This is a genomic window from Yinghuangia soli (assembly GCF_021502675.1).
Taxonomy (GTDB): domain Bacteria; phylum Actinomycetota; class Actinomycetes; order Streptomycetales; family Streptomycetaceae; genus Yinghuangia; species Yinghuangia soli.
Map to the genome: position 1 here is coordinate 99,762 of NZ_JAKFHA010000021.1, position 14,255 is coordinate 114,016.

The following is a 14,255-nucleotide window of genomic DNA, read 5'->3' on the forward strand; positions in this document are numbered from 1 at the left end:
GATGACGGCCGCCCGGAACGCGGCCGACCTGATCGCCGAACGGCTAGCTTCGCCGGACGATGCCCGCCGCTTGGTCCTGAAGAACGGCTGGGTGCCGCAGTCCCTCGCCTACGGAGCCGTCGGCGTCGCCCTGCTGCACATCGAACGCGCCCTCACCGGTGACGGCCCCTGGCAGCGCGCCCACGACTGGCTGTCCTGCGCCACCCACCAGCCACTCGTCGGCATCGACGCGAGCCACCTGTTCTTCGGGGTACCCGCACTGGCCTTCGCCCTCGACGCCGCAGGCCCTGGCCGCTACACCCGAGCCTTGGACGCCCTCGACCACCGGATCGGCGGCATCGTCCGTGAGCGCGTCCAGCGCGCTCACGCTCGTATGGATCGCAGCGAACTGCCCGCGCTCGCGGAGTTCGACGCGATCCGCGGACTGACCGGCCTGGGCAGCTTGCTTCTGCGCCGTGACGTACACGCAGTATCGGCCCGCGCGGTCTTGGACTGCCTGGTACGGCTTACCGAACCGGTCACGGTCCACGGCGAGGCCCTGCCCGGCTGGTGGAGCCTGCTCGCTCCGTCCGGCAAGTCGTCACCGGACTTCCCTGGAGGGCATGCGAACTCCGGGATCGCCCACGGCATCGGCGCCGTTCTCGCCCTGCTGGGCTCTGCGGCCCGGCGCGGCATCACCGTAGACGGGCAAGACGCGGCTATCGCTCGGATCTTCGCCTGGCTCGACGAGTGGCGCCAGGACGGACCCACCGGACCATGGTGGCCCTACTGGGTCACCCGTGGGCAACTGCGCACCGGCAAGATCGGCAACGGGCCATCCCGACCATCGTGGTGTTACGGCACCGCGGGGCTGGCCCGTGCCCAGCAGATCGCCGCACTCGCCGCCGGAGACACGGCGCGCCAGCTCGCCGCCGAAGCCGCCCTTGCGCAAGCGATGACCGACCCCGGACAACTCCAGCAGACCGCCGACCTGTCGCTGTGCCACGGCTACGCCGGACTGGCCCACATCACCCGCCTCGCCGCCAACGACGCCGGGACCTCTAACCTCGCCGGCTGCCTGCCCCGCCTCCTCGCGCCGATGACCGACATCAGCCCCGAAGCACTGTTCAGGCAGTTGCTGCACCCGTCGGACCGGCCCGGGGACATCGGGTTCCTCGACGGCGCTGCAGGCGTCGCCTTGGCCATGCACTCCGTCGCCGCAGCTACGCCGCCGATATCCGGTTGGGACGCCTGTCTCCTGATCACCTGAACGCACCGCGACGAGAAGAGGTAGCCCGTGGGACCGGACGAATGGCCGCAGTACCTCGTTGAGTTCACCGACTGGAACGGTGCCGAAGCCACAACCGCGGCACGTCTCCTGCCCGTTCTGAACGCGGCGACGGCGGCCGGTGACATCACGCGGTGGTCCTTCCTGCGCAAGCACCCGCACTGGCGACTGCGCTACCACTCGCCTCATCAGACCGCGTCTGCTGGGTCCGCGCTCCTGCGGCAGGCCCTCGACTCCCTGGTCACCGAAGGCCTGGCCACCCGCTGCACGCCCAGCATCCACGAACCCGAGACCACCGCGTTCGGCGGCCCCGAGGGCATCGAGGTGGCGCACGACCTGTTCCACCACGACAGCGGAGCCGTCCTGGCCCACGGCGCCCGGCAGCGCGCAGGAGGCGCAAACTCCCCGAGCCTGGGGCGCCGCGAACTCGCCGTCCTACTGCCCAGTGTGCTCATGCGCGCCGCCCGCCTGGACTGGTACGAGCAAGGCGACGTCTGGGCCAAGGTCGCCCACCAACGTCCTGGTCCTGACGGCCCGCGCACCTCGGCGCGGCAACGCAGTTCCGTCCAGCGGCTCATGACCATCGACGCCGGCCCCAGCAGCGCCTTGGTCACCTCCGGTGCGCTCACCCACCTGGCCGCCTGGGTCGCCGCATTCGATCACGCCGGGAGCCGTCTGGCAGAACTGGCCGGGCGGGGGCGGCTGGGGCGGGGCCTGCGGGCGGTGATCGCCCACCACGTGATCTTCCACTGGAACCGGCTTGGACTGCCCCGCGCGGACCAGCACATCCTGTCCACCCTCACGAAAGAAGCCGTCATGGGAACGAGTGAATCTCACGCATCACCGAGCACGTCAGCCCCTGTCCAGACGGATGCCGACCATAGCCTCGGGAAGGTGAACACCGACCTGATCGACAACGCCGCACCCCACGCCGAGAACCTGCGGAACACGCTGGTCGACCAACTCCTCGCTGACGGGCACGTGCGCTCGTCCCGCGTCGAGCACGCGCTGAGGAACGTACCTCGTCACCTGTTCGTACCCCAGGCCCCGTTGGAAGCCGCCTACGCGAACAGCACTGTGGACACCAAGTTCGACGATGCCGGAGCTCCGATCAGCTGCGCGTCCCAGCCCGGCATCGTCGCCATGATGCTCGAGCAGCTCGATGTCCAACCGGGCCACCGGGTGTTGGAGCTCGGTGCCGGCACCGGCTACAACGCGGGACTGCTCGCCCACCTGGTCGGTCCCGAAGGCCACGTCACCACCGTCGACGTCGACGCTGACATCGTGGACGATGCCCGCGCTGGCCTGGCCGCCGCAGGCTTCGACAACGTGACCGTAGTCCTCGCCGACGGAGCCATCGGCCACGCCGTGAACGCACCATACGACCGCATCATCGCCACCGTCGGCGCGCACGGCGTCCCCCAAGCATGGCTGGACCAACTCGTCCCCGACGGACGCCTCCTGGCGCCGTTGCGACTGCGTGGCAGCGTTTCGCGGTCGATCGCGTTCGAGCAGCACAACGGAGTCTGGCGAAGCGTCGGCAGCGAGATGAACACCTTCATGCCCCTCCGGCGCGGAATCGCCGACGACCCGCGCACCACCATCCCGCTCACCGCCGACCGCACGGTGACCCTGGTGACCAACAGCGACCAGGTCGTGGACGCGGCCGCGCTCGCCGACGTCCTGGACCACCCCCGAGCACAGACCTGGACCGGAGTCACCTTCCGCGGACCGGAGTCGGCCGAGTGGCTGGAGCTGTGGCTGACGTGCCTGCTGCCCAACGGCCTGAGCCGCATGCCCGCCAACAAGCGGGCCCTGGAAAGCGGCGTGCTCACCAACCCCTACCCCAGCGCCACCGCGTCGTTCGACAAGGGCGCGCTGACCTACCTCACCCGGCGTAAGGCCGACCAGGTCGCGCAGGACGGCGCTGCACTGCACGAGTTCGGCGTCGTCGGACACGGCCCGGGCAGCGACGAACTCGCGGAACGCGTCACGGAGGCGATCCGTGCCTGGGACCACGAGCACCGCGGCCAGGAAGTCCGCTTCGAGATCCAGGCGCTCGACGCGGTACCCCCATCACCGCGTCCTGGACGGTTCGCCTTCGCCAATGCGATCAACCGGATCGTCATCGAGTGGCTGTGACATGGACGCCGGCCAAGTAGCCCGCTGGTTCCCGCTCGTCGCCCGCCCGCGGCCGACCTGCCCGCCACTGACCACGCGAATCGACGAAGTCTGCGAGCTCGCGCGCTCCGCGGCAACCGCTGGTGGCGACGCCCTGGCGCGTGCCGCGGCCACTCACAACAAGGCAGCGTTAATCGCGAGCGACTGCGGGATGCCCGAACTGGCCCGCTCGCTGTGCTGGCGCCAAGCCGAAATCTTCCTGCGCGCCCAGCCTCTGGGCGCGCAGCAGGCCCGCTGCGCCCTCGAGCCCCTGGTCAACCTCGCCCGCCTGCGGATCCGCAATGGCGACGGCGATGATGCTTACCAACTGCTCGACGCGCTTGCCCGCGCCGTCCGAGCCCGAACCGCGGCAACGATCGACAGCCGACGGCTGTCCTTCCACGACCTCACCGCCACAGACCAAGACCACCAGACCCTCTGCCGGTGGCTTTGGACGGTCCTGTTGGCAGACGGCACCCGCGCCCTCGCGGCAGCCGGCCGCTGGCACGATGCGGCCACACACGCAGCAATCTTCAAGGGAGTCGGTGCACGGCTCCTCGACGGCCGACAAGTCACCATCTTGGCGCTGGCCTACGACAAGCAACTCGACTTGGCCGCCGCCTTGTTGGAACAGAGCGCCATCACCGAGCCCTGGGAACACGCCGTCCAGGGCCTGCTCCACATCTTCTGTCAGAGGATGGCCGGAGGCACAACCCAGCCCAACGCACAGCGGATGCTCTACGCCGCGCACACGCTGCTTCAGGAGCACGCACCCGCGACGGCCGTCTTCCGCACTCGGGTCGCCCTTACCGCACTTGCCCTCAGCGACGCCATCGATGGCCCGCTGACAAACCAAGTGCGCGACGCACTGATCACCGCTGCCTCGAACGACGCCTACACCGCGCGCGATGTACTCGGGCATCCGCACCTGCACACAGCACTGACGGCCGACCAAAGGCTCAACCTGGCCACGGTCTGCCAAGCTGCCGGATTCGACACCAGGGCAATCGCCGTCCCGTTCCACAACAGGCTGATCGCTGCAGTGGAATTGGCCGAATGCCACCTGCGGGGGCTACTTGGCCGTGGCGTTGAGGAGGACCGCCAACCGAACGTCGCCACGAACTCGGACACTCTGGCAGGCAACAGCACCGCTGGTCGAAGAAGCACGCAACCGCAAAGTTGTGAGCTCCGTTTGCTATGCGGCCGGAATCAGCATCACCGCTGCCAGCGCGCCTGCGAGCAAGAACGGCCCCAGAGCGATGGTTCGAGGCCTGGGCCGTCTTCGCAGGAAGGAGCTGACGGCCAGCAGTGCTACCCCGGAAGCGGCAAATACGAAGCCGAGCAACAGAGCCCCCAAAGCTGAACGCCATCCGAGTGGTCCAAGGCACAGCGCGATGAGACCTGCCAACTTTGCGTCTCCGCCTCCGAGGTCGCCGAAGACTGCGATCAATGCGAACACCAGCAGGACGAACATCCCGATGATGGACGAAGTCACCATGCGCGTCGCCGAACCAGAGCACACGGCTGCCGAAGCGAGCAGCATGAGACTCGCGCCTCCTGCAGGAGCCAGGATCCGATTCGGGAGCCTGCGCGCCGTGACGTCCGTGTAGGTGAGAGCCGGTGCGACGGCCACGATCACCAACTGCGGTCCCAGCCAAGGGTTCCAGCCGCGGCAGAGAACGACGCCACCGCTGAGCGCAGCACCGACAGCCACTAGCGCAGCTATGGCCAGCGATCGACGGCCTTCGTCTGTCCCCCGGATCGTGAGTGCACCTCCTGTTGCGTCGGCACCGCGCCTGGCTCAACTCAGGGCGCGCGGCGGGAATCCGATCAAGAATTGCTTGCCGTTGGTGAACTCGGCGATGGCCCAGGTGAGTTCTTCGACAGCTCCCTCAGCGGTCCGGACGTGTGTCGTGAACACGGTGTGGTTCACGGTGGCCCGCTCGGTCTTCCAGTGGAGGGCCGCTTCGGGCAGGGCAAGTACTCGTTGGATCACGTCCACCGCGGTAGGACCGGCGCCGTGGCGCAGGAACATCGCTTTCAGGTGGGCGATTCTCAGCGCACGGAGTTCTCCCAGATTCAGGATCCGCTCGGCGGCTTCGGGTTCGAAGAGGCACAACGTGATGTTCGGGGTGTCGTGGGAGTTCTCCAGGTCGGGGAAATAGGCGACCGCGGCCGTGTTGCGGGCGAGCACATTGCCGACGTGGTCCGTAACGATCGCCGGCAATGGATGAGCTCTCAGGACCAGTTCGTGGTCCTGAGGTTCGGCCTGTACGGGCGCCGTTGAGATAGCCGTCGTCGTGTGGCCGACCGCGAGGAAGTACAAGTCGGCGCGCTGGTCTGTACTCATGCGCAGCGCGGTCGCGACGGCGTCGAGCATCTCCGGATGCGGCGTCTGCAAGCCGTTCTCGAGATCCGACCACCATCGAACGGACACTCCGGCCAGATGCGCGGCATCCTCCTGGCTGAGGCCTTCGGAGCGTCGGTGCTGCTTGGGCGGAAGGCCCATTCTTTGGGGCTCAAGCCCTTTCCGGCAGGACCTGAGCAGGGTTTTGAGGCTCTCTTTTCGAATTTCCTCGTACATCTCCACCCCCGTGAAGTTGCGGTGAGGCGACGTACGAAGCCGGGACCTGCGGTACGCCGCGCCGACCGAGGCGGGACAGTGGCAGGCTCGCGTGAGGTGTCCGCAAGCCTTGCCGCACCCGGCGGTCGATGCTCGACGGAGGGTCGCCGCGGCATCGTGTCGGGCTCTTCGGGCTCCCGAGTGTCGGGGTGCCGCACCGGGCGGCGAAGTCGCCGGAGGCCCGAGTTCAGGACAGCAGCATGCATGAACTCGGGATGCATGAACAGATGTCGCCTTACTAATGGTTGGGATTCACACCAGCATGGGCGACGTGGCCGTGCCGCACACGGCCGGCAATCGACGGACGCCAGCATGCCCTCACGGGATGGGGTGAAGCCGAGTGAGTCGTCAGCTACGGCGACCGCCCGCCGTTCTGCTGGCCGTGTGCTTGCTCGCGGTTCCGGCGTGCAATGGCTCTGGCTCAGAGAAGCAACAGGCAAGCCCGACAGTCACCTCGCCGTTGATCGGCAGCACCGCTCCACCGTCCGGACCTTCCGAGACACGGAGCACCCCGGCCAGTCCGCCCGTCAGTCCACCGTCTACTCCGAGCGCACCCGAGGACGCGCCGTTGGCTGCCTACCGCCAGATGTGGGCTGCGATGCTCACTGCGGCACTCACGTCGGACCCGACATTCGCCGACCTGGAGCGCTTCGCTGCTGGTGAGGCTCTCGCCAAACTTCGTTACTCACTCACCGTCGACCAACAGAACGGGCTCACGACCAAGGGGCCCCTGCACATCTCGGCACAAGCGACGCTGACCTCGGGGACGACCGCAACTATCAATGACTGCTTGGACGACACTCAGTGGCTCAAGTACAAGGCCGACGGCTCCTTGAAGGACAACATTCCCGGGTCCAAGCACCATGCCGAAGCAGTAGCAACGCTCGCAGACGGGCTCTGGAAGATCACGCAGCTTCGGGTGGACGGAGCCGGCACATGCTGACGCTCTTTCGGTCGCCGTTGCATCGGTTTGCCAACGGGGTAGGACTCGCCGCCCTACTCACCCTCGGATCCCTCTCCGTAGCCCGCGGTGCCGGCGACCCCGGCGGCGACAAACCGGAACCGGTCGTCTGTTCTGGCCAGTTCTGCACAATTACGGCAACCAGCCCGGGGCGGAACCCGAGCACCGCCGGCCCGAGCCGCCCCGCTGGTTCAGCCGGCACAGCGACGCGTCCCGTAGCGCCTGGGAGCGGTGGCGTGTCCGAGGTCTCATTCCTGGAGCTCCTGCTCGCTTCGGGCCCGGGGCCGATCTACCGCCTCACCGAGAACGGTCCCAACTGGTACCTCCCAGGGTTTCCGAACTTTGGCCGCGACCAAGCCCCCCTTCCTGCCGGCGTTGCTCCTGTGGTGACCCCCGCCGAGCTGGCGCTCCAGGCCGTGTCGAGGCTGAGCCTGCCCGCGCCTCGCATCGGCACGAACCCAGCCGGCGAGCAGACGGTGAACTTCCCGACATGGCTCTGGATCCAGGCTGCTTTGTGGCAACCGGTGTCCGGCACTGCGTCAGTCCCAGGCGTGTCGGTGACGGCGACCGCAGTGCCGCAGAAGGTCGACTGGTCAATGGGAGACGGGACGACCGTGACCTGTCGCGGTGCCGGTACTCCCTACTCGGCCGCGGCGGACCCGGCCGGCTCATCCCCTGACTGCGGGCACACCTACGTCCGGTCGTCGGCTTCGCGGCCAGGTCACGTCTACTCAGTCGTCGCGACGGTGACTTGGACCGTCTCCTGGGCAGGTGCCGGACAGTCCGGCGCGTTCCCAGGTCTGCAGACCGCAGCGCAAATCCAGGTGCGGGTCGGCGAGGTCCAGGGAGTCGTCGTTCCGGGCAACGGAGGTTAGGTGAGCCCCCGATGACATCCCCCAGCGCGCGGCTGACCGGTGGCCCTGCCACCTCGCGCTCTGGGCGCCCGCTGGCCACAAGTCGCGGCAGCAACGCCGCCAGTCGTCCGAATCCACCTGGCAGCCGACGTCGCCGCACCGGCCTGGTCTGGGCCGGGCTCGCGCTCGCGGTGCTGTCCGCACTCGCCTTCGTCCTGTTCGCTCGGCAGCTCGACGATCGTCGCGACGTCCTCGTACTCACGCGTGACGTACCGCGCGGCGAAGCCCTGCAGTCGGGCGACCTTCGTGTTGCCCGAGTCGGTGTCGGCTCCGACGTAAGCGTGGTCCTGGGCTCGGAACGGTCGTCCGTGACGGGTCAGGCCACTACGCGCAATCTCGTCTCGGGACAGTTGCTGCAACCTGGCGACACCGAAGCCGCTGCCCAGTACCCGCCCGCCGGGAAGGCCGAGATCGCGATCGTGCTCAAGCCGGGAGCGGCACCGCCTGCCGTACGGGAGGGCCAGCGTGCGGCCGTACTCGAAGGACCTGCGGTCAGCACTCCGGCAAGTCCTGGCCCACCTCCTGCCGTGGTCGTGGGCGAGGTCGTCCGTGTCGACGCGGTTCCCGATTCCAGCGGCAGCACCATCGTGACTCTGCTCGTCGACACCGCGGCCACGCGCACCCTCGCCGTACTTCGCGAGCCGCATCTGGCCGTTCTGTCTCCGTCCGGCGGCGAGGCGCCATGACCAGGAACGTCGTGGTGATCGCGTCAGCGAAGGGGTCTCCTGGCGTGACGACGATTGCGCTGGCGCTATCCGCTCGATGGTCCGAACGGCAAGAGGACGTAGTGCTGGTGGAGGCAGATCCGGCCGGAGGTGATCTATCAGCATGGCTGGGCGCTTCGGACACTCCAGGGTTACTCGAGGTCGCTGCATCGTCCCGGCTTGGGTCCACTCGCGACCACCTCGTGCTGGGTGGCCAGCCTCTGCCGAACGGCGTCATCCTTGTGCCAGCTCCTGCGGCCGCTGCGCAGTGCCGAGCAGCGCTTGACATGCTGAACCAGTACGACAGCCGACTCATGCTGCGCGGCCCCGCGACAAGCACGGGAGTGACTTTCGTCGATGTGGGACGCCTGGACCCGAGCACGCAGCAACTGGTGGAGATCGCGGATGTAGTCCTCATTGTCTGCCGCGGCGGCGTCGACTCCCTGTCCCATGCTGCGGCCGAAGTCGAGTTGCTACGGCCGAAGCACCACTGGCTGGGGTTGATCACGGTTGGACCGTGTCCCTTTCCGGTCGGCGAGATAGCCCGGACACTCGGGCTGGGCTGGGTGCACCGCCTGCCCTCGGAGCCATCGAGTACCCCGAAGGCGTTGTCGCTGGCCCTCCGCACAGGCAGGCGACAACGGCGCTCGGGTTGGTTGACGTCGATTGATGCCCTGGTGGGGGATCTCGAACGTCGACTCGACCTGAGGAGATCGGAGGTTGTTGCCCCCGGGCTGTCTGCTGACCCCGCGCCGGTGACAGCGAGCCGTGAGGGAGGTGCTGCATGGGATCCGTAGACCCTGCAGGCCTGCCTTGGCCCCAGGGCATTGATCCGGATCGTTCTGGTGAGCAGGAACTCGCTGCGCGCGTGCGTCTTCGTGTGAGCGAACGGGCGGCAAACCACGCGGAGAGCCTCACCGCCGCAGGCTTGCCGCCGCAGACGTCCACCCGGTTCCGGGAGATGGTCGAGGCCCTGGTCGAAGAAGAACTCGCTATGGAGACGGCCAGTCGACTCGGCAGCACGGCAAAGCCTCTTGACATCATGGCGAGCCGACGAATAGCCCGCACCGTGTTCGATGGCCTACTCGGCCTCGGGGGCCTGCAGCGGCTACTCGACGACCAGCGCGTCGAGAACATCAACGTCAATGGCCATGACCAGGTTTTCGTCCGCTACGCCGACGGCACCAAGCACCAAGTGGCGCCCGTGGCCGATTCTGATGCCGACCTGATCGAACTGGTCAGGACAGTTGCCGCGCGTTCCGGGCTGGAAGAGCGGCGCTTTGATCGAGCTGTACCTCGACTGAACGTCCAACTCCCCGATGGGAGTCGACTCTTCGCCGTGATGTCGGTGACCGGGCGGGTATCGATCTCCATTCGGCGGCATCGACATCCGCGAGTGACGCTCGGCGAGCTGCAGCGGCTGGGGGTGTGTGATCCGGGCCTCACCGCTTTCCTCGCGGCACTCGTACGGGCGCGCAAGAACGTGATCGTGGCCGGCGGGCCGAACGTCGGCAAGACCACCATGCTCCGCGCACTTGCCTCCGAAATCCCCGCGAAGGAACGGCTGATCACCATCGAGGACACTTTCGAACTCGGCCTCGACAGGGATCCCGAGGCGCACCCCGACGTAGTGGCGATGCAGGCCCGCGAAGCGAACATCGAAGGTGTCGGCGCCATCGACCAGGACGTGCTGGTCCGATGGGGGCTTCGCATGGCGCCCGATCGTGTGATCGTCGGGGAGATCAGGGGCTCTGAGGTCGTTCCCATGTGCAACGCGATGAGCCAGGGCAGCGATGGCTCCTTGTCCACGATCCATGCGTCGACAAGCAGCGGCACCTTCGCCAAGTTGGCCGCCTACGCTGCGCAATCCCCGGAACGGCTCTCGCTGGAGGCAACAAACCTCCTGGTCGCTGCCGCGCTGGACGTCGTGGTGCACCTCGCCTGGTCCGCGGACCGAGTGCGCGTGGTCGATTCCGTACGCGAGGTCGTCGGAGCCGACGGAACCCAGGTCATCTCCAACGAGGTCTATCGCCCTGGACCCGATGGCCGAGCTGTTCCCGCCACACCGCCCAGGGCCGAGCTCATGGGTGAACTGGTCACGGCAGGCCTCGACGAGCAACTCATCCGCCAAGCCTGGTGGGGGCGGTCCCCGTGACCTCCACGACGATGCTCGCCGCATTGCTCGGGTCGGGCGCCGGACTGGGCATGGCCTTGGTCATGGTCGGCTGGCGGGGGCTCCCTGAACCAGGTGACAGCCGTAGGACCGAACGGTGGGCAAGGCGCCTTCGCTTGTTGTTCGACCAGCAGTATTTGGTCCTCGGCGCTGTCGCTGCGGCAATCACGACCGGCATCGTGACCCACTGGCCGGTCGGAGCCCTGTTGGCCGGGTTCGCCGTCTTGCTCTTGCCCCAAGTACTTCGCCCCGAGAGGTCTACCCGCACACGAACTGAACGGCTCGAAGCAATCGCTGCCTGGACGGAAGCTCTGCGGGACACGCTGGCAGCTGCCGCGGGGATCGAGCAGGCGCTACGCGCCTCTGCGATCAGCCCTCCGCCGGCAGTGGCCTCAGAGGTTGCCCACCTGGTCGCTCGTTTGGAGCACGGCGATCGGCTGGCCGATGCGCTTCGCGACTTCGCCGACGAACTCGACGATGCCACCGGAGACCTGGTGGCTGCGGCACTCGTCATGGCTGCCGAACGTCAGGCCGGACAACTCCGTCAACTCCTCGGGGCCCTGGCTGAGGCCGCGCGCGCCCAGGTCGCGGCGCGCTTGAAGATCGATGCCGAACGTGCCCGCGTCCGCACATCAGTACGTGTGGTCATCGCCGTCACGCTGTCCATGGCAGTCGGTCTCGTCCTGCTCAACCGGCCGTACCTGGAGCCGTTCGACAGCGCGGGCGGTCAGGTCGCCCTGGCGCTTGTGGGCAGCTTGTTCGCTGCTGCCTTCGCCTGGATGGCGCGCATTGCCCGGCTGCGCGGCAACGTGCGCGTTCTCGCCGCGGATCGAGCCGAGGCGGAGGTCGGCCGACCATGGTCCTGATTGCGCTGACGGGAGCGGGCTTCGGCCTCGGAATCGTCGTGATCGTCCGCGGACTCTTCCCTCCCAGAATGTCGCTTGCCGATGCGCTGGCGGCGCTTCACCGTCCGCCCGTTCCAGCGCCGATCGCCGAACAGGGCGAGGCTCGTTGGCTGTCCCGGGTCGGCAGGTTCGCAGTACCGCTCCTTCGCAGCACAGGCCTGCCCGGCGGGCGCCTGCGCCGAGATCTGCAGACTCTGGGACGGGACGTCGATCGTCATCTCGCCGAGAAGGTAGCTGCGGGCGCAGCCGGGCTGCTGATCCCCTCCATGCTGCTCTTCTCGTTGCAAGGCATGGGTGCTGCAGACCTCGGAATGGCTGCACCGCTTGCGGTGGTCTTGCTGTGTGGACTCGCGATGTTCGTTCTGCCCGACGCTGCTGTCCGTCGCGAGGCAGCAGAGCGCCGCCGGGAAATGCGGCACACGCTGTCAGCGCTTCTCGACCTTGCCGTCGTTGCCCTCGCCGGCGGAGCCGGCGTCGAGCAGTCGCTTGCTGACGCTTCCGCCGTGACCAAGGGCTGGGCGGCTACGCAGATCCGGCGGGCCCTGGACACCGCCAGCCTGAGCCGCACCCCTCCGTGGGGAGCCCTGGCGCGACTTGGTGACGAATTGGACGTCACGGAGTTGCAGGAGTTCGCCGCCACAATCGCACTGGCCGGTTCCGAAGGCGCGAGGGTCCGGGAGTCCCTCTCGGCCAAGGCGGCAGGACTCAGGGAACGTCTGCAGTCGGAGGCCCAGGCAGAGGCCGTCGCAGCCACGGAACGTATGGCGCTGCCGTTGGCGATGTTGTTCCTGGCGTTCCTGATCTTCATCGGCTATCCCGCGCTGTCCCACGTCATGACCGGGCTCTAAGAAGGTGTCGCAGTGTCTACCACCGATACACGGCAAAGACGTCGCTGGTTGTCGCTCAAACAACGGCTAACGGCCGTTGCTCGGGACGATTCGGGCTACACGACGGAGACCATCGTCGTGACCGCGATTCTGGTGGCGATCGCCATCGCCGTCCTCGCTATCTTCCGGACGAAGCTCGTCGCGAAGGTGAACGGCCTCAACCTCGGAATGGGTCACCCCGTCCTCGAGGGCGTGCAGGCAGCAGCGTCGGCACTCGTCGCGATGCTCTAGACGGTTGCCATGCGACGCTTGCTTCGCGATGAATCCGGGGCCGTCTCGGCTGCGCTCGTCGTTGTGATGCCGCTGCTGATTCTGACTGCGATGTTCGTCGTGCAGTTCGCTCTGGCCGCCCATGCCCAGCACATCGCGCAGTCGGCCGCTTCGCGGGCGTTGGCAGCTGCCCGAGCGGATCGCAGCAGCGGCGATGACGGTCAGGCTCGGGCCGAGGCCATCTTGCAGGCGCTCGGCAGTGGAGTCCTGAAGAACACCAAGGTCTCGGTCGTACGCGACGCCGACCAGGTCCGCGTCGAGATCACGGGTACCGCAATCGAGGTCGTACCCGGCGTCCGCCTGTCCGTGAAGGCGATCGCTGTGGGACCCGTCGAGAAGTTCAGGCCGGACTCCCGCACGTTCACCGCCGCATCCCGGACGCGCATCCCCGGATCAGAGGCAGGGTGGTGATGACGTGTGCTCAACCGCGCCGGAACGGGTCCTCCCGAGAGTGCACACGCGCTTCGCTCAGCTGCGCGAGCGATCCGAAGTTGGGTCAGCTGCAGCCGAGTTCGTAATAGTCGCACCACTGATGGTGCTCGTTCTCCTCCTTGTCGTCGCTTCCAGTCGGCTTGCCGGGAATCGGCAGGAGTTGCACGACGCCGCGCATCAGGCAGCGCGCGCGGCCTCCACTACCCGCGATCCGGCATCTGCCCAGCGGCGTGCCGGTGACATCGCCCGGGCTGCCCTGTCATCCGCGGGGGTGTCGTGCCAGCGAGTGACAGTCGTGACGGACGTCAGCCGCTTCCGCCCCGGCGGGACCGTGCACGTCCAGGTCTCGTGCGAGGTGGCGCTCCACGGATTGGTCCCAGGCATGCCTGGCTCGCGGAGGCTTAGCGCCAGTGCTACTTCACCCGTTGACGCCTATCGAGGCGCCGTGGGGATTGCTTCAGGACAACCTGGAGACAGCAGATGATCCGTAGGTGGCGCTGGGCTGGACTGGAGACCCCGCAGCGGATCCGCTCAGCCCTTGGGAACGAAGTGGGCCAGGTCACCGCGTTCGTCGTCGCCCTCGTCAGCACGCTGATCCTGTGTGCGGGCCTGGTGCTGGACGGAGGGCTGGCTCTCGCCGCCAAGGTGGACGCGATGGACGCGGCGCAGGAGGCCGCGCGCGCGGGCACCCAGCCGGTCGATCCGCGGGGGCTGCGCGGATCGGCACCCTTCGCGCTGGAGCCTGCGAAGGCGCGCCAGGCAGCGATCGCCTCGCTGACAGCCGCGGGTTACCAAGGCACGGTCAACGTAGTCGGCCTGCGCGTCACAGTGCGAGTGACGCACGAACAGCGGACACAGCTGCTGTCGCTGGCCGGCATACGAACCATTCAGGTGACTGCTGTCGCCACTGCCGAGGCCCAGCGTGGAGTGACCACGAGCACACAAGGCGGGGGTTAATC

At 67.7% G+C, this 14,255-nt stretch carries 13 protein-coding genes and 1 pseudogene; 12 read left to right on the top strand and 2 right to left on the bottom strand.

Features of this window, described 5'->3' with window-relative positions; translation table 11 throughout:
• Position 1 precedes the first annotated feature (1 nt).
• Genes LZ495_RS28605 through LZ495_RS28615 form a run of 3 tightly spaced genes read left to right on the top strand, consistent with a single transcriptional unit; the run spans position 2 to position 4,790 of the window.
• On the top strand, positions 2 to 1,249 hold the full coding sequence (locus LZ495_RS28605) for a lanthionine synthetase C family protein (RefSeq protein ID WP_235055859.1): 1,248 nt from the start codon (positions 2 to 4) through the stop codon (positions 1,247 to 1,249).
• A 27-nt stretch (positions 1,250 to 1,276) separates the two neighbouring features.
• Positions 1,277 to 3,409, top strand: a complete 2,133-nt coding sequence (gene fxlM, locus LZ495_RS28610) for a methyltransferase, FxLD system (protein WP_235055822.1) — start codon at positions 1,277 to 1,279, stop codon at positions 3,407 to 3,409.
• Position 3,410: 1 nt separating this feature from the next.
• Positions 3,411 to 4,790, top strand: coding sequence for a hypothetical protein (locus LZ495_RS28615; RefSeq protein ID WP_235055823.1), 1,380 nt, complete (start codon positions 3,411 to 3,413; stop codon positions 4,788 to 4,790).
• Between the two features lie 18 nt (positions 4,791 to 4,808).
• On the opposite strand, the pseudogene LZ495_RS45385 reads toward LZ495_RS28615, so the two are convergent.
• Positions 4,809 to 5,141: pseudogene (locus tag LZ495_RS45385) on the bottom strand (prepilin peptidase); the annotation flags it as partial.
• Positions 5,142 to 5,228: 87 nt separating this feature from the next.
• Positions 5,229 to 6,011 carry a helix-turn-helix domain-containing protein gene (locus tag LZ495_RS28620; protein WP_235055860.1) on the bottom strand — a complete coding sequence of 261 codons (783 nt, stop codon included), beginning with the start codon at positions 6,009 to 6,011 and terminating at the stop codon, positions 5,229 to 5,231.
• Between the two features lie 607 nt (positions 6,012 to 6,618).
• Here LZ495_RS28620 and LZ495_RS28625 point away from each other — a divergent pair.
• The 9 genes from LZ495_RS28625 to LZ495_RS28665 all read left to right on the top strand — a co-directional run bounded on the left by LZ495_RS28625 (position 6,619) and on the right by LZ495_RS28665 (position 14,253).
• Positions 6,619 to 6,993, top strand: coding sequence for a hypothetical protein (locus LZ495_RS28625; RefSeq protein ID WP_235055824.1), 375 nt, complete (start codon positions 6,619 to 6,621; stop codon positions 6,991 to 6,993).
• 904 nt (positions 6,994 to 7,897) lie between these two features.
• On the top strand, positions 7,898 to 8,611 hold the full coding sequence (locus LZ495_RS28630; RefSeq protein WP_235055825.1) for an SAF domain-containing protein: 714 nt from the start codon (positions 7,898 to 7,900) through the stop codon (positions 8,609 to 8,611).
• Between the two features lie 802 nt (positions 8,612 to 9,413).
• Positions 9,414 to 10,784, top strand: coding sequence for a TadA family conjugal transfer-associated ATPase (locus LZ495_RS28635; protein WP_235055826.1), 1,371 nt, complete (start codon positions 9,414 to 9,416; stop codon positions 10,782 to 10,784).
• A 134-nt stretch (positions 10,785 to 10,918) separates the two neighbouring features.
• On the top strand, positions 10,919 to 11,668 hold the full coding sequence (locus tag LZ495_RS28640) for a type II secretion system F family protein (RefSeq protein WP_235055827.1): 750 nt from the start codon (positions 10,919 to 10,921) through the stop codon (positions 11,666 to 11,668).
• Positions 11,659 to 12,555, top strand: coding sequence for a type II secretion system F family protein (locus tag LZ495_RS28645; protein WP_235055828.1), 897 nt, complete (start codon positions 11,659 to 11,661; stop codon positions 12,553 to 12,555). The genes LZ495_RS28640 and LZ495_RS28645 overlap by 10 nt, the downstream gene beginning before the upstream one ends.
• A gap of 12 nt (positions 12,556 to 12,567) precedes the next feature.
• Positions 12,568 to 12,825 carry a hypothetical protein gene (locus LZ495_RS28650; RefSeq protein WP_235055829.1) on the top strand — a complete coding sequence of 86 codons (258 nt, stop codon included), beginning with the start codon at positions 12,568 to 12,570 and terminating at the stop codon, positions 12,823 to 12,825.
• Positions 12,826 to 12,834: 9 nt separating this feature from the next.
• Complete coding sequence (locus tag LZ495_RS28655; protein ID WP_372498657.1) at positions 12,835 to 13,275, top strand: TadE/TadG family type IV pilus assembly protein; 441 nt, start codon at positions 12,835 to 12,837, stop codon at positions 13,273 to 13,275.
• Between the two features lie 40 nt (positions 13,276 to 13,315).
• Entirely contained in the window at positions 13,316 to 13,780 is a 465-nt protein-coding gene (locus LZ495_RS28660; RefSeq protein WP_308268654.1) for a TadE/TadG family type IV pilus assembly protein, read from the top strand.
• A gap of 65 nt (positions 13,781 to 13,845) precedes the next feature.
• Positions 13,846 to 14,253 carry a pilus assembly protein TadG-related protein gene (locus LZ495_RS28665; RefSeq protein WP_235055831.1) on the top strand — a complete coding sequence of 136 codons (408 nt, stop codon included), beginning with the start codon at positions 13,846 to 13,848 and terminating at the stop codon, positions 14,251 to 14,253.
• The last annotated feature ends 2 nt before the right edge of the window (positions 14,254 to 14,255 follow it).